Source organism: Apibacter sp. B3706 (assembly GCF_011082725.1).
GTDB lineage: Bacteria > Bacteroidota > Bacteroidia > Flavobacteriales > Weeksellaceae > Apibacter.
In genome coordinates, this window is the sequence record NZ_CP049715.1 from 1,627,530 (window position 1) to 1,644,468 (window position 16,939).

Annotated in this window: 13 protein-coding genes; 4 read left to right on the forward strand and 9 right to left on the reverse strand. The window is 28.9% G+C overall.

Annotated features, from left to right (window positions below):
• Positions 1–249: 249 nt before the first annotated feature.
• From G8C41_RS07225 to G8C41_RS07240, 4 genes are all read right to left on the reverse strand, one after another.
• On the reverse strand, positions 250–1,155 hold the full coding sequence (locus G8C41_RS07225; RefSeq protein WP_166006960.1) for a rhomboid family intramembrane serine protease: 906 nt from the start codon (positions 1,153–1,155) through the stop codon (positions 250–252).
• 9 nt (positions 1,156–1,164) lie between these two features.
• On the reverse strand, positions 1,165–1,944 hold the full coding sequence (locus G8C41_RS07230) for a rhomboid family intramembrane serine protease (protein ID WP_160542676.1): 780 nt from the start codon (positions 1,942–1,944) through the stop codon (positions 1,165–1,167).
• A 36-nt stretch (positions 1,945–1,980) separates the two neighbouring features.
• Positions 1,981–3,738: a DNA mismatch repair endonuclease MutL gene (gene mutL / locus G8C41_RS07235; RefSeq protein WP_166006962.1), complete on the reverse strand. Its 1,758-nt coding sequence runs from the start codon at positions 3,736–3,738 to the stop codon at positions 1,981–1,983.
• Between the two features lie 158 nt (positions 3,739–3,896).
• Positions 3,897–4,190 (reverse strand): hypothetical protein, encoded by a 294-nt coding sequence (locus G8C41_RS07240; RefSeq protein ID WP_105297280.1) that lies wholly within the window; start codon positions 4,188–4,190, stop codon positions 3,897–3,899.
• A 359-nt stretch (positions 4,191–4,549) separates the two neighbouring features.
• On the opposite strand from G8C41_RS07240, the gene G8C41_RS07245 reads away from it, so the two are divergent.
• The 3 genes from G8C41_RS07245 to G8C41_RS07255 all read left to right on the forward strand — a co-directional run bounded on the left by G8C41_RS07245 (position 4,550) and on the right by G8C41_RS07255 (position 7,798).
• Positions 4,550–5,110 carry a hypothetical protein gene (locus G8C41_RS07245; protein WP_166006964.1) on the forward strand — a complete coding sequence of 187 codons (561 nt, stop codon included), beginning with the start codon at positions 4,550–4,552 and terminating at the stop codon, positions 5,108–5,110.
• Between the two features lie 190 nt (positions 5,111–5,300).
• Positions 5,301–7,130 carry a tetratricopeptide repeat-containing sensor histidine kinase gene (locus G8C41_RS07250; protein WP_166006966.1) on the forward strand — a complete coding sequence of 610 codons (1,830 nt, stop codon included), beginning with the start codon at positions 5,301–5,303 and terminating at the stop codon, positions 7,128–7,130.
• Between the two features lie 5 nt (positions 7,131–7,135).
• Positions 7,136–7,798, forward strand: a complete 663-nt coding sequence (locus G8C41_RS07255; protein WP_160568378.1) for a response regulator transcription factor — start codon at positions 7,136–7,138, stop codon at positions 7,796–7,798.
• A 179-nt stretch (positions 7,799–7,977) separates the two neighbouring features.
• Here G8C41_RS07255 and dinB read toward each other — a convergent pair whose 3' ends face one another.
• Positions 7,978–9,069, reverse strand: coding sequence for a DNA polymerase IV (gene dinB / locus G8C41_RS07260; RefSeq protein WP_166006968.1), 1,092 nt, complete (start codon positions 9,067–9,069; stop codon positions 7,978–7,980).
• Between the two features lie 547 nt (positions 9,070–9,616).
• Between dinB and G8C41_RS07265 the strand changes: the two genes are divergently transcribed.
• The gene (locus tag G8C41_RS07265; RefSeq protein ID WP_166006970.1) at positions 9,617–10,603 is read left to right on the forward strand and encodes a polysaccharide deacetylase family protein; all 987 of its coding nucleotides are present in this window, start codon (positions 9,617–9,619) and stop codon (positions 10,601–10,603) included.
• 127 nt (positions 10,604–10,730) lie between these two features.
• Here the strand turns inward: G8C41_RS07265 and pth are convergent, their stop codons facing one another.
• From pth to mfd, 4 genes are all read right to left on the reverse strand, one after another.
• The gene (gene pth / locus G8C41_RS07270; RefSeq protein ID WP_105297323.1) at positions 10,731–11,297 is read right to left on the reverse strand and encodes an aminoacyl-tRNA hydrolase; all 567 of its coding nucleotides are present in this window, start codon (positions 11,295–11,297) and stop codon (positions 10,731–10,733) included.
• 37 nt (positions 11,298–11,334) lie between these two features.
• Positions 11,335–12,072 carry a glycosyltransferase gene (locus G8C41_RS07275; RefSeq protein ID WP_160568382.1) on the reverse strand — a complete coding sequence of 246 codons (738 nt, stop codon included), beginning with the start codon at positions 12,070–12,072 and terminating at the stop codon, positions 11,335–11,337.
• Between the two features lie 21 nt (positions 12,073–12,093).
• Positions 12,094–13,479, reverse strand: a complete 1,386-nt coding sequence (locus G8C41_RS07280; RefSeq protein WP_166006972.1) for a DUF6056 family protein — start codon at positions 13,477–13,479, stop codon at positions 12,094–12,096.
• A gap of 68 nt (positions 13,480–13,547) precedes the next feature.
• Complete coding sequence (gene mfd, locus G8C41_RS07285) at positions 13,548–16,913, reverse strand: transcription-repair coupling factor (RefSeq protein ID WP_166006974.1); 3,366 nt, start codon at positions 16,911–16,913, stop codon at positions 13,548–13,550.
• Positions 16,914–16,939: the final 26 nt, after the last annotated feature.

Below are 16,939 nucleotides of genomic sequence, written 5' to 3' on the forward strand. Positions count from 1 at the left end.
AAAAGGGTGATAATAAAGAAGGGTACAAAAATTAATTGTCTTTTAATAAGCCAAAATATAGTGAACAAACAATAAATAGCAATTAGTATGGGATATATAAGAGCCAGTAAGCCTAAATATGGAAATGTCTTGGGTTCAATAAATTTGTTAAAATAAGTCAGACACAGTAAAATAGTTATACTAAGATGTATTATAAGAAATAGATAATCTAATTTGCTCTTTTTTATAAACATCATATTCTGAAATATTTCATTTGTAAGAATTAAATAAAAACTCTTTTTCCTGTTTCGTCAAACTATCATATCCGCTTTTTGAAATTTTATCCAATATAGTATCGATCTGTTTTTGTTTCTTTACTTTGTTATAATTAAATTCTTCATCAGATAAAGGTCTGGAGTGATGCGATGTATATTGCTTTTTATCGTTTTTTTCAATTTTAAATTTAGGTTTATCTAGTTTTTTAAAATAAGATCCGATATGGCTGACAATCTTCTTAAAATTGGGAAAAGGAAATACTAGAAAATCATTTCCTTTTTGGAAAGACTTCATATAAAAAAATCCAAAACTTGCAGCTGCTATTCTTGCTATAAATACTCCGATAAGTTCATTATAGTTGAGCAAATAAATAACATCAAAAAGCACAAACACTATTCCAACAACATAAAGAGGTAGTTGATAGGGTATGGGAAATAGGGATATTTGCATTTTTGGATTGTATGAAATTATTGCAAATAAGCAACTATAAACACCCAACATTCCACCTTCTAAAAGTCTATATTCCTGATCGGCAATTACATTTGTAAGTAAAAAAGCTATACAACCGATTAAATTGCCATAAATGAAAAATTTTAAAAAACTTGATCCGCTAAAATATATTCTGAAAATTTTTTCCACGAAATAAATAATCATTGCGGCAATTAATAAATCCCAAAGATTAGTATAGATAAATGGAAAGGTTATAATAGTCCAAATAAATGGAAGAAAATTATTTACAGAAACCAAAACATATGAAGTTATTGAAAAATCAAACGTTTTAATTAATAAAAAGTTTAAAATCCAATAAAAAAATGAAAACAACACAGAGATGAAAATAAGTTTAACTCCTTCTGTTCCATTTTTATAATAATCCCATATATTTATCATCTTTTTGTCCATACAATTGATTTAATTCCAACGATATCTGTTTTTTAGCCAATGACGAGTCAAAAAATATCCAAAAACGGCTCCTCCTAAATGAGCGAAATGTGCTACATTATCTCCTTGCGATTGTTGAATTCCTAAATATAATTCTAATAAAACCATAATCGGAATAAAATATTTAGCCTTCATTGGGATCGGTGGAAAGATTAACATTAATACGGAATTAGGAAACATCACTCCAAAGGCTACTAAAATCCCATAAATGGCTCCACTTGCTCCCACCATTGGGGTGACTAAATCTACATATAGCTTGCTTGCAATGTATTGATTAGTCCCTTGAGGCAAAGTATTCAACCATGCATATGCTTTTTGTTCCACATTATTATTTGATATTTCATAACTTAATTTTGCGTATTTGCCAACTTCGTTTAAAGGAACATTGGCAGATACTAAAGAATCATACACTTGCTTGAATTCAAAATAATTAACTAAATTGAATAAAGCAAAAGCTCCTAATCCACAAACGAAATACAAGATCAAATATTTTTTAGCTCCTAAAGACTGTTCTACAGCAGATCCAAACATCCACAGAGAAAACATGTTGAAGAAAAAATGTGTAAATCCTCCATGCATAAACATATGAGAAATTATTTGATACCAATGAAAATTGGGGGATAAAGGGAAATATGCTCCAAAAAGAACCGTGAGATCTATCCCGCGAGTAGATAATATATAGGTTGCTATAAAAAACAGAGTGTTTAATAGTAAAAGATTTTTAGTTACCGCTGGTATGGTTCTATTCATTATTTTAAAAAAATTAATTGTTCTAAATGATGGTTATTAATCGAAATTTGGCATGGGCAATATTTCATAATTTCTTTTTCCAAAAGGATTAAATTTAGGACATCCTAAAGTTATGAAATTCTCCCAAATAGGTAAGAAATGAGACGGTTGTATAAATTCATTTCTTTTTCTGGCAGAAACTTTTGAAATGGTTTTACTAAAAAATATAGAAAATTCTTCTTCGGAATGTTCTGATAATTCACTTAATAAATAGTCAATTAATTCAATTATTTTTTCCTGCATAACATCCGATGGTATTGCTGTTATTGTTAGTAAATCTTCTTCAATTTCCATATCTAATCCCTCTGCAAATAATGCGGTTTTAATTGAATCTAATTTCTCTTTTTCAAGATCATATACCGGTCTTTCGATGGGAAACAATAATTGTTGACTTAAGACATTCCCTTTCGAGTTTTTGATATGATTTTCATATAAAACTGTCTGATGTATTCTATAGGGATCCAAAATCCATACATTGGAATCTTTTTCAGTAATCCATCTCCCATTGGATAATCGTAATAGTGACGATTCGGTGATAGTTTCACTAGGATTATCAAACATTTCAGAAGTTAAAATTTCTTGTCTGGAAGATGCATATAATTCATGCAAATTGACTTTTTCGGCATGTGACGGTTTACCGGATGTAGTATCAAACGGATTATAGGACGAATTAATATTTATTTTAGGTTCAACAACGGGAGTATCTTTTTTATTTAATGAAAAACTCCAATCAGGATTTTGATCAAAATCTAAGCTTGGTACAACATTATAAACCCCAAGGGATTTTTTAATGGCTGTTCTTAATAATGCATATATTGACGCTTCGTCTTCAAATTTAATTTCTGTCTTAGTCGGATGAATATTAACATCTATTCTTTCCGGATCAATCTGTATATAAAGAAAAAATGAAGGCAAAAACCGTGGCGGGATCAATCCTTCAAAAGCATCCTGTACCGCTTTATTTAAATAGGTCGATCTAAAAAATCTTTGATTTACGAAAAAAAATTGTTCACCACGTGCTTTTTTAGCACCTTCCGGTTTTCCTATAAATCCATTTAATTTTATCCAATCTAATTGTTCTGCAATTGGGATTAATTGATGTTGAATTTTCCTGCCGAAGATTTCTGAAATTCTTTGCAATAAACTTCCTGAACGAAGCCTGAACATTTCTTCGTCATTATTAAATAATTGGAACTGTATATCTTCATGTGCTAAAGCAACTCTATGGAATTCGTCTAAAATATGCCTAAATTCAACGGAATTGGATTTTAGAAATTTTCTTCTTGCCGGCACATTAAAAAATAAATTTTTAATTAAAAATGTAGACCCGACTGCTGTATTTACGGGAAGTTGAGAAATGATGTCTCCCCCTTCAATAATAATATGAGTACCCAATTCATCTTCCTCTTTACGAGTTTTTAATTCAACTTGAGAGACTGCTGCTATGGAGGCTAATGCTTCTCCTCTAAAGCCTTTGGTGTGAATATGAAATATATCTTCTGTAGTTGTTATTTTTGAGGTTGCATGTCTTTCAAATGACATTCTTGCATCAGTTACACTCATTCCCACCCCATTATCAACTACCTGAATTAGATTTCGACCCGCTTCTTTTATGATAAGTTGAATTTGCGTTGCTTTTGCATCGATAGCATTTTCTAAAAGTTCTTTTACTACAGAAGAAGGTCTTTGTACTACTTCTCCTGCCGCTATCTGATTGGATACATTATCCGGAAGTAAGTGTATTATATCAGGCATACTACAAAGTTATTAAAACTATTAGAAACCTCATCGCAACCTTTTACTAAATAAAAAAATGAAAGAACAATTATTTAATTAGCAATAATTTAAAAAATGCTAAATTTATATTACAAAAACTAATCAATAGCCTATTTCTTTCAAATAATCTGCTTTTTTTATTGATAAATTTTTTCTTTGTTATAAAAATCAACAAAATTTTCATATCCGATGTATTTACATAATAAATCTAATATATGTCGGTTGGGTTCTCCTGTAGCTTTTTCTCTTCCATCTATATATTTATCGTAATATCTTATAAATGTCTTTTCACTAATACATGTCTTATATTCTTTTTCAATCTTAACGGAAATATGTTTTGAAAGAGGAGTTTTCAACACAAGTAACGATTCTTTTTTAGCTTTATTAAAAGCCGCATAAACTATCTTCTTAATTACTTCTTTATATCCCATACTTTAATTCTAATAGTTAGTAAATACTTTTTTGCAACCAATAAAAAAATGAAGCAAAATTTTTTAAATGTCTTTAAAAAGTCTTTAGTATGTCTTTATTTTACTTTATATTATCAGTTACTTTGTATTTGAATTTTGTTAGTATATTTTATAGCAAAGGTACTAAATGTATTCTAATAAGGAATAAACAAGTAGTAGTATTTTAATAGAATTGGGAAGCCTATTAAATAACTGCCACTTCGTATTGCTTGCTTCCCTAATGCATAACTGTATTTTAAATGCTAGAAAACAGCTAATTAGCTATCTAAAATTTTTAGATACATTTTTTTTATTAAGTAAAAATTAAATAAACAATAAACATGAAAAAAATATCAATATCTATAGTAAGTTTATCTTTAAGCTTATTTATAACATCATGCAACGACGATTATAGCGATATCCCAATGCAAAAAACTTTATCTGCAGAAAATACATTAAACAGCCAGACACAAAAAGAGGAAAATAATTCCGAAAATACGGAGATTGGAATTTATAGGGTCGATATGGATATCAGTGGAGAAACTGCTCAGAATCCCGTGAGAAGAATGGATATCAGCGGGGAAACTGCTCAGAATCCTGTAAGAAAAATGGACATTAGCGGAGAAACTGCTCAGAATCCCGTGAGAAGAATGGACATTAGCGGGGAAACTGCTCAGAATCCCGTGAGAAGAATGGATATCAGCGGGGAAACTGCTCAGAATCCCGTAAGAAAAATGGATATTAGCGGGGAAACTGCTCAGAATCCCGTGAGAAGAATGGACATTAGCGGAGAAACTGCTCAAAATCCCGTGAGAAGAATGGATATCAGCGGAGAAACTGCTCAGAATCCCGTGAGAAGAATGGATATCAGCGGAGAAACTGCTCAGAATCCCGTGAGATAATTCATTCTAATTTTGAGAAATAATTGAATTTCAAAAAAAATAAAATATTTTAATTCAATCAATAATTCATAGATATTTATACGGCAAGGAATACATGTATTCCTTGTCTTTTTTTACTTAATAAATATATAATTCTTAATACATAATAAGTTTCAATATTATAAGTTTATATTTTTATATTTAGTAAATAATGAAAACATTTATTATATATTTATTCTATATCGTTGTTTTATTGCTATATTTTCCTTCATGCAAAGATTTTACTATACGAAAAAAGAAATCTGATAGTTCAATTAAAAAATCAAAAATATATAATACTCCTTTTACTTATTATACTAATGAAACCATTCAATTAACGTATAAAGAAATATATAGGCTAAAAAAAGAAAAGAATAATGAACTTTTAGCTAATATTTATTTTCAAATGGGTCATTATTATTTAAACAAAAATAAAAGTGATAGCTCATTTTATTATTTCAATCATGCAAAAGAAGCGTATTTACTTGATAATAATAATGTCTTTATCGGTAAAAGTTTAATAGATATGGCCATCATCCAAGCGAATGAAGGAGATTACATAGGAAGTGAAGAGACCGCAGTTGAAGCACTACGATATATTAAAAAAACTCAACATAATGCTTCCTTATCTGCTGTATATAATTGCTTAGCCATATCTAAAACTGAACAAAAAGATTACGATCAAGCCATAAAATATTATAATTTGGCTTTAAAATTTTCAACCAGTAAAATATCTGTTATCAACATAAAAAACAATGAGGCGGTTGTTAATATTAAAGCCGGAAATTATGACAATGCCATTAAAATTTTAACTAAGTTAATTAACGATTCTTTTTTAAATAATCTCCCCCTTCATAAAGCTCGTATAACTGATAACTTAGCTTATGCAAAATGGCTCGATAATCCAAACTATAAGGCTGATAAAGATCTTTATCAAGCCCTAAAAATAAGAGAAAAAGCATCTGATTCTATAGGACAAATTGCCAATCATTATCATTTATCGGAATACTATGAAAAAACAAGCATTAAAAAAGCAATTTTTCATGCAAATAAAATGTATGATATTGCTTTAAAATTAGGGAATATAGATGACCAACTTGCGGCGATGCAAAAAATTATTCTTTTAGATACACCTTCTACGCATGAAAAAAATTATTTTAATTCTTATATTAGATTAAATGATGAAATCAATTTTAAAAGAATTCGAGCCAAAAACCAATTTGCTTTAATCCGTTATGAAGTAGAACGTAATAAAGAAGAAAATGCTTTACTAAAAGCTGAAAATGCTCAAAAAAACTATTTGCTATTACAACAAAAAGTAACGATTGGTTCTATTATAATTTTAGCATTAATAATTGTAATATTATTAATATTTTGGCATAAAAGAAGAAATGCTAAATTTAGACAAGAAAAAATTGAAGAAATCCATCGAACCGAATTGAAATATTCTAAAAGAATTCATGATGAAGTAGCCAATGGTATTTACTTTTTGATGGTTCAACTTCAAAATAATTCAGATGTAAAACCAACGAAGATAATTGATGAATTAGACCAATTATATCTTAAATCAAGAGATATCTCGCATGATTCAGATTATAAAATTAGTTTGACTGAAGAATTTTCAATTACTTTACGTAATATGATTAAACATTATGGTTCAAAAAATACCCGAATAATATTAATAGGTAATGAATCCCATATTTGGAAAAATATCCCAGACAATAAAAAAGAGGATTTATATTATATTCTTAAAGAATTAATGACTAATATGAAAAAACACAGTCAAGCTGATATTGTTACATTAAAATTTAAAAAAGAAGATTGTATCATTTCCATTGAATATACAGATAATGGCGTGGGTTTTTCCGGCTCAGGTACCGAACCATTCGCAGATTTAAAAAACATAAATGACAGGTTACACCCAAAAAAAGGTTATTATATTATTGATCGCAACAAAAAGATCGGCTGCTCAATAAAAATTTTATATTCAATATCTAATTAATAATAATGTTCAAAAAAATACTTATTTCAGAAGATTTTGACAGTTACAATATAGGGATTAAAAAAACTGTTGAGGAATTAAAAATTCCTATTATTGACCAGTCTTTCTATTGCGATGATGCTTTACTTAAAATCAAAAGAGCAATTATGGATCATGATCCCTATGATCTATTAATAACCGATTTATCTTTTGCTTCTGATTATAGAGAACAAAAATTGGATGGAGGCGAGGATTTAATACTAGCGGCTAAAAATGAACAACCTGATATTAAGGTTATCGTTTTTTCGATTGAAAATAGGTTTCATAAAATTAAATCTATGTTCGACAGATATAAAATTAATGGATTTGTAACCAAAGGCAGAAATGACACCAAAGAATTACATAAAGCTATTATATCGGTGAATCAAAATAAAACCTATATTTCCAACGATAATTACAAAACAAATCAAAATAATTTATATGAATTATCGGAATATGACATCAATTTATTAAAATTACTTTCTAAAGGAAATACTCAAAAAGAGGTGGAACAACATTTAAAAGAAAATCAAATTGTGCCTAATAGTGAAAGTTCAATAGAAAAGAGGCTTGCCTTATTAAGGGCATCTTTTAATGCAAAAGACACTAAACAATTATTAAGTTTAATTATTGAATTAGGGATAATTTAAAAGTTTTTGAGTTTTAGATATTTTTTTAGTTTATACGCTTTAGTAGTGTACTTTTTATCTTTTGGAATAATTCCAATCTTTTCTTTTTTTAATCTGATTTTAAAATAATGAATTCTTACGGAAAACATTTTTTATAATACAGAAGTAATTAATTTTTTAATTATATATTTAGAAATTTACTAATATGAATCTTTAAATTCCTTAAAGGGAATTTTTAATTGAAAATTTTTAGGAATATTATTTCCTAAATCCGATTCCGAATTTTTAATGCTTACCCCTATCAATCTAATTTTCTTATCCAAGTCGAGTGTATAGAGTAATTCCAGAGCAATTTTATAGAGTTGAGAAAAATCCTTTATATAACTCGTTATGGTTTTACTTCGCGAGATTACTTTAAAATTAGATAATTTTATCTTTAAAGTAACGGTACGTCCTTTAAAAGAATTTTTATTCATTCTGTGAATTACATCTCTACAGATAGTTTCTAACTCCGCATACAATCGGGGTAAAGAATTTGTATCTTCCATAAATGTATTTTCTGAACCTACTGATTTTCGTATTCTATTGGGATTTACTTCCCGATTATCAATAGCCCTCGCATTTAAATAGTATAAACTCCCGTGCTTACCAAATAGCTTTATAAGATCTTCTTCAGATTTTTTTTTCAAATCTAAACCGGTATTGATTCCTATTTGATGCATTTTTTCGGCAGTTTTTTTTCCTATTCCGAAAAAATCTTCAATTTTAAGGTTTTCTACAAATTTTTCTGCTCTTTGAGGAGTAATAATAAATAAGCCATTGGGCTTATTATAATCTGAAGCTATTTTTGCAAGGAATTTATTGAAGGAAACACCTGCTGAAGCTGTCAATCCGGTTTCTTTAAAAATTTTATTTTTGATTTCCTTTGCAATATCCCTGGCAAATTCCATATTTTTAAAATTATGGGTTACATCTAAAAATGCTTCATCTAACGATAAGGGTTCTACTAAATCGGTATATTGAAAAAAAATGTCTCTAATTTGTTTTGAAACAGAACGATAAATCTCAAAACGGGCGGAAGTGAAAATCAGGCCGGGACATCGTTGAATTGCTTGTTTGGAGGACATTGCTGAACGAACACCAAATTTTCTTGCTTCATAACTGGCTGCAGCAACTACTCCTCTTTCTCCTGCAAATCCAACGGCCAAAGGTTTCCCTCTAAATTCCTCATGATCTCTTTGCTCGATTGAAGCATAGAATGCATCCATATCTATATGAATTATCTTACGCACAATGACAAAGTTACAAAAGGTGTTTACTTAAAATCAACAAAAATATTATTTTTGTGTATATTTTATTTGTAACAATCAAGTTATATGATCCGTTTTTAAATAAAATACAAATCGTAAATCAAAATATTATTAAATTTTCCTATTAATTTATTTGTTACAATTAGATTGATTATTATAGTTTCGATTTTGTCAGTCATTCACTCTAATAATTAATAGTTATATATTTTCAAACATTTCTTATTGGAAAGTATAGTAATATTAGCTTCGTTTAAATTATACTATAATTTAAAAAAGTTAATTTATTAAAATCTATTAAATAATTGTATCTTTATCACTTAGGATTTTTTATTAAAACCTTTTGAAAAAAATTATACTTTACATAAAAAATAATGATATAATATTTCTGTTTTTTTCAAATAAAAGTTGAGTTACCAAAAAATGTAACCATTTTATAATAAAAAAGTTATAATATGTTTTATAAAAGAAAATGGCATGATTTATGACGAAATTATTTTTTAAAATTTTTTAAAAAATTTTAACTATCCATATGAAATTATATTGTTTTACCATCATATTACTAATTAGTTTACTAAGTTGTAAGAAAGAAGATAACAAAAAAATAAATGCTTTACCTGAAAAAAATGTTACTAATGTTACTTCTATTTCAGACACAACCGGCACACATCATAATAATTCAATAGATACTACTATTCATCACGGTAAAAAAGATTCTTTAACTAAACCTGCTCAACCTAATAACAAAAATTCTTATAAATCAGACAGTGTCTCTAAGAAAAATAAAGATCAAGATAAATTTGCCGAAACAAAACATAATCATAAAGGAATCGTAAAAGATTCCTCGGATAAATACTATATTTATTTATCCTTAGATGATGGTCCTCAATTACCGGGCACGCATAATTGTAAAACTATCTTGGAAAAATACAATGTTAGAGCTACTTTTTTCATGATAGGTGTTCACAATACAGGAATAGTAAGAGAACAACTAGTGGACTCCATAAACAATAATCCATTATTTATCGTTTGCAATCATAGTGATACCCATGCTAATAATAAATATAGTTTATTTTATAAGAATGCTAAAAGTGCTCTACAGGATTTTTTAAGAGCTGAAAGTAAATTAAATCTTAAACATAAAATAGCTCGACTTCCCGGTAGAAATACCTGGGCGGTTAATCATCAGATTAAAGGCGAATCTTCTGCGTTCAATGTTGCCAAAAAACTCGATTCTATAGGTTATTTTGTATATGGTTGGGATTTGGAATGGAGATTTGTTCATAGTAACATTCCGGTTGAAAGTGCTACTGAAATGATAAAAAAAGTTAAAAATACTTTGAAAAACGGTAGAACACATAGTCCTAATTCCATAGTAATTCTAGTTCATGACAGAATGTTTGATAAACCGCAATATGCAGATTCTTTACAGAAATTTATTTCTGTATTGAAAAGCGATAAACATTACATATTTGAAACTCTTGATAAATACCCTGTTTTATCTTTAGAAAAAAATTAATTATACTTTTTCGATAAGATTTTTAAATAAATGTTTGTTGAAAAATTAGTAGTGGATTTTAGTATTAATTGTATTTAAATTTTAAAAATTGTTTATTTTTAGTACTAAATACTTTTATAAGGATTTTTTATTTTCCGTTATATTGATTCATAGTATTATTTAAACCTGAAAAAATAAAGGATAGTATTGCATCTGTACTAATATCGATTCTTTCATTAAGAACTTTTTTTTCTTCTTCGTTCCACTCCCCTAGAACATATTCAATTTGTTTACCTTTTACATAGTTATTACCGATTCCAAAACGAAATCGCGGGTATTGTTGCGTTTGTAACTTTTCTTCGATACTTCTCAATCCATTATGTCCCGCACTGCTTCCTTTGGATTTTATACGAATAGTACCAAATGGTAGGCTTAAATCATCACAAATAATTAAACAATTCTCGAGCTTTATTTTTTCTTTTGTAACCCAATAGTTAACTGAATTACCGCTTAAATTCATATAAGTATCAGGCTTTAGTATAAAAGTTTTTCTGCCTTTATATGAAGTTTCACAAACTTGACCGAAATTTTGTGCTTTAAAACTACCTCCAAGTTTTTCAACTAGTCTATCAACCAGTAAAAAACCTATATTATGCCGAGTATTGCTATATTTTTCTCCTATATTTCCTAAGCCTACAATCAGGTATTTATTCATAAAATTTCGATTTTTGTCGTACTACTATAAGAAAAAATCAGTATTTTTTCTTATAGTATTTTTTTATTCTTAAAAGTTCAAAAGGAAGTTTTAAAGAATAAGAAAATTTAACTTTGGAATCTCCCACATCTCTCCAGGCTTCTAGAGGGATTTCTTTTGCTCTCTTTTCAACATTTTCTTTACCAACTATATTCATGAATTTAAAGAAAATTTCAATATCAAAACTCCAATTTGATATAAACGGATCAGCAAATATCTTTTTAGCTATATCTTGAGAGAATGCTTTAGCTCCGCATTGAGTATCATAAACCGGTAAATCCAACATGGTACTGGATAAGGTAGCAAAAATTCTTCCAATTAAATGACGGTGCAATTTTCTTTTTATTTGCGAACCGATTCTTCTGACTCTTGATCCGAATACAAAAATAATATTTTCGTTCATGTATGAACATATACGACTATATTCTTCAACAGAAGTAGCTAAATCAGCATCTAAATATCCTAAAATATCAAAATTTTTCCACGTAAAAGCTTCATTGATCCCGGTAAAAATTGCTGCTGCTTTCCCTGCATTTTGCTTTTTATCAACAACTAAAACTTTATCTGGGAATTTTTGATACAATTCATTTAATATTTTTAATGTTTGATCCGAGCTGCCATCATTTACAAAACAAAATGAAAGATTATTTTCTTCTGCTAAACTTTTTTCAAATTCTTTGATAGGCAACCTGAATTCTTCATTATAACAAGGAACAACTACACAATTAGTTTTCATGATTTATATATTATATATTAATTATTTAATTATGATCGCTTTTTTATTAAAATATTCTGCCATGGTCGCATTATAAAAATGTTTTGGATCATGGCTTAAATCAGAATGATATATAATTCGTGGCTTTGTTTGAATTGGTAATAAGTATATAGTATCTTTCTTAGACTTTTGAATAATCTCATATCTTTCATGAACTTCTTCTTTATATTTTTGGGCTTTACCACTAACGATATCATCGTATGAATTAAAAATATTATTGCTTAAATCATATACTTCATTATCTCTAATGGCAAAAATATAACCTAAAACTAAAATTAGCAAAGAAATATTTAGTAAAAAATGTGGCACATGTATTTTACTGATGAAAGGTTCTCTGATTAATTTGCAACATACAACCATTAAAAGAATCAAAATACTTAAAAAGATTACATTGACCGTGCGTAGTGGCGGATAACTTCCTAAAGTATATATACTTGGAAAGCATCCGATAAATATCATAAGTAAAAATAAAAGTATATAAAAATAATAAGGAAGTGAAAGTAAGGGAAATTTCAATTTTTGTAATGGTTTTCTAAAGCTGTAGAAAGCCAAAAATATAATAAAAAATGAAAGGGCTGCATATCTAATAATTATCACTGTCGTTTTTCTAAGAGATCTTAAAATAATTTCCGAAAAGGAATAAGGATTAAACACGGAATGAGAACGTTCGTGATTTCCCGGTGCGATTAATATAAAAATCGTTAACAGGACAGTCCAAAGTAATAGATAAAAATATATTGTAAATAATTTTCTAGTTTTAAAAAAGTTATAAGTAAACAATAAGAAATTAAAGATCAGCAGATAAATCATGGATATTTCATTACAGCCTATAATAAGAAATATCAATAAATAGAGAAATACATTCCTTAATTTTAATTGTTCGGTACTCTTAGCACAAAATCCTATATAAAATAGAAATAATATATTGCCCAAATGATAGGTAGCAGAACCAGAAAGCCAATAAAAGGCTGAATTAATCCCGGGTAATTGAAATATATAAATAAAAGAAAATAACGAGGCTAGTTTAACAGATAAGATCTTATCTTTTACCAGCTGATAAAACATAAAATAGGAAGCAAAGATAAAAAGCACGATCATCAACACAGAAATCATTCTATATCCTAAGAAACTTCCCCAATGGATGGGATCTGTAATTAAAACCGCAGTAGCTGTATATCTACTCCCCCAATGCATATATTCATAATATTCTATACCCAAAAAAGTATCTTTATTTAATTTTATAGCGTAATTAAAATCATCCGCCGAAGGTTCATTAAAAAAAGAAAGATATAGCAATGGAAGGGTTGCCACAAATAATAATAGGATAATGAGTTTATCAAAAATACTAAATGTGCGCGATTGACTCATGTAATACGTATAAAATAAAATATTGGATAATAAATGCGAAGATACATTTTTTTTGATACGATTTCCTGCTATTCATCGATAAATGCATGAATTCTTTCCAAAAAATAAAGTACATCGTCTATTTTCAATATCTTGTCTTTTCTTAAATAAAGCTGTAAATTATCATGTACGTTTTTTTGTTTTAATGAAGCATCAGAAGGGTTATTTTGTAAATATTCCAGAACTTTCTTAAAAGTATCTGATTGATAATATTTAGATTGAGCGTTAATTGGAAAATAGGCCAACAAAACATTATTTTTAATTAATAATTTTTCAAATCCAATATATTTGGAAATCCATTTTAACTTAACACTCTTTAATAAATCTTGAGTTTGATCAGGTAATTTGCCAAAACGATCTATAAGCTCGTTTTTAAAATTGGTAAGTTCTTCTTCCTTAGTAATTTCAGATAATTTTTGATAAAGTGAAAATCGTTCTTCTACCTTATTTACATATTGATCGGGTATTAATAATTCAAAATCGGTATCAATTTGTACATCTGTAATAAATTCCTTCTTCTCGTTTTCTTCAACAAACAAATCTGAAAATTCATCTTCTTTTAATTCTTCTATAGCTTCATTTAAAATTTGTTGGTAAGCCTCAAATCCGATTTCTGCAAAAAAACCGCTTTGCTCAGCACCTAACAAATCACCGGCTCCTCGTATTTCCAAATCTTTCATGGCTATATTAAACCCGGAACCCAGATCTGAAAATTGTTCTATTGCTTGTAAACGCTTTCTGGCTTCGGATGTGATAACGTCTAAAGGCGGAGTGATGAGATAACAAAAAGCTTTTCGATTGGATCTTCCTACCCGCCCCCTCATTTGATGTAAATCTGCTAAACCGAATCTTTGAGCATCATTAATAAAAATAGTATTTGCATTTGGAACATCTAAACCGGATTCAATAATTGTAGTTGAAATTAAGACATCGTAATTCCCCTCCATAAAGTCAATCATAATTTTCTCAAGTTTCTTTCCCTCCATTTGGCCATGTCCAATAGCCACTCGGGCCATAGGCACCAAACGCTTAATCATCCCTGCGAGTACATCCAAATTTTCAATTCTATTATTGATAAATAATATTTGTCCTTCTCTGTTTAATTCATAAATGATGGCATCACGGATTTGTTCTTCATTAAAACCAATAAGTTGAGTCTGAACGGGCTGTCTATTGGGAGGCGGAGTCTTAATAACAGACATATCGCGAGCCGCCATTAAAGAAAATTGTAAAGTTCTGGGGATTGGAGTGGCGGTTAACGTTAACGTATCTACCGTTGTTTTTAATGTCTTTAATTTATCTTTTACGGATACGCCGAATTTATGCTCTTCATCAATAATTAATAAGCCTAAATCTTTAAAAACGACATCCTTACCGATAAGTTGATGAGTCCCTATAATAATATCAATTTTTCCATCGGCAAGAGATTTGATTATTTCTTTTTTTTGTCCGGCAGTTTTAAATCGATTTAAATATTCAATACGTACAGGAAAATCTTTTAGTCTGGACATAAAAGTTTTATAGTGTTGCAAAGCCAATATGGTGGTCGGAACCATAATAGCGCTTTGTTTTCCATCTGTAGCCGCTTTAAAAGCTGCCCTTATGGCAATTTCCGTTTTACCAAATCCTACATCCCCACAAATAAGCCTATCCATAGCAATAGGTTTTTCCATGTCGCTTTTAACGTCTTGGGTAGCTTTTTCTTGATCCGGAGTATCTTCATACATAAAAGAGGCTTCCAGTTCATTTTGTAAATATCCGTCGGGTGAAAAAGAAAATCCTTTCTTAGTTTTTCTGTCAGCATAAAGTTTTATAAGGTCAAAAGCAACTTCCTTAACTTTTCTTTTTGCCTTATTCTTAAGGTTTTTCCACGCTGCCGATCCCAATTGGTTAAGAGTAACTTCTGCGCCTTCTTTTCCTGAAAATTTTGAGATTTTATGCAAGGAATGGATATTTACATATAAGATGTCATTATTTTTATATACCAGTTTGATGGTTTCTTGTAACTTATCATCATTTTTAATTTTCACCAATCCCATAAATTTACCGATCCCGTGATCAATATGGGTTACATAATCTCCCACTTTCAAGTCTGTTAACTCTTTAAGTGTTAGGGATTCCGACTTAGAAAATGAATTTCGTAAATTATATCGGTGATATCTTTCGAAAATTTGATGATCTGTATAAATTAGAAATTTAGAATTATGATCTATAAATCCTTTACTTACATTAGCATGAAAACCTATAAAAGGCACTTCTTTTTCAATTTCTGAAAAAATATCTTGTAATCTGCTTTCCTGTTTTTCGGATTGAAACGCAATGTAATTCTTATAATGTGATTTTTCTTTTTCAAGCAAATCTTGCCCTAACAAATCAAATTGTTTATGAAAACTCGGTTGCTCTGTTTGATCCAGCCGTACTGTTTTAAATTCATTAAAATAAGGGATTGAGGAGAATTCAATAAATGAATTCTGAACTATTTTAGAAATAAGCTCATGGGATTGTATATAAAGCTCTTTAGGCTCACTGCGTTTTATATTTTGCGATAAGGTAGCATAAACCTCTTCTGCCTTTGAAAATTTTTTTTCAATATTAGCTAAAGTCAAAGAAAAATCTTTACTTATAAATATAGTGTCCGAAGGCAGATAATCTAAAAATGAAACTTTCATAGTTTCTCTGTGCGAATGATCTATATTGGGAACAATCATAAATTCATCAACCTTTTCTTCGGAAAGTTGAGTGTCAATATTAAATTTACGTATAGTTTCCACTTCGTTACCAAAAAGACCTATACGATAGGGTTTTTCATCAGAATAGGAGAAAACATCTACTATCCCTCCCCTTACAGAAAATTCACCGGGTTGAGTTACAAAATCGGTTCGTTTAAAATGAAAACTGAAAAGCGTTTCATTAAGGAAATCTGCATCAATCTTTTCACCTGTTTTTATTTTAAAACTAATCGAATGTAATTCAGATTTAGTAATTATTTTTTCAGATAAAGCATCAGCATAAGTAATTATAATTTTGGGATTTTGCATTTGCGTGATGCTGTTAATCACTTCCGTTCTTAAAACCACATTGGCGTTTTGGACTTCCTCAATCTGATAGGGAGTTAAATGAGAGGTAGGATAAAACAAAACTGTATCTTTTCCGAATATATCTTCGATTTCATTCAAAGCATACGCTGCTTCTTCTTTATCGGAAAAGAGTAACAATACCGTTTTTTTCAAAGAATTATATAAATAACTGCTGTAAATGTTAAGGTAGGAACCTGCCGCACCTAATACAGATAGTTTTATGATACTTTTTTCTTCTAAAAAAATGGATACTTCCGAATCTAAAATACTCTTTTTTAAAAGCGGAAAAATTGAGTGTATAATGGAATTTGTTTTCAAAACAAAGTAAAGGTACGAATTTTGTT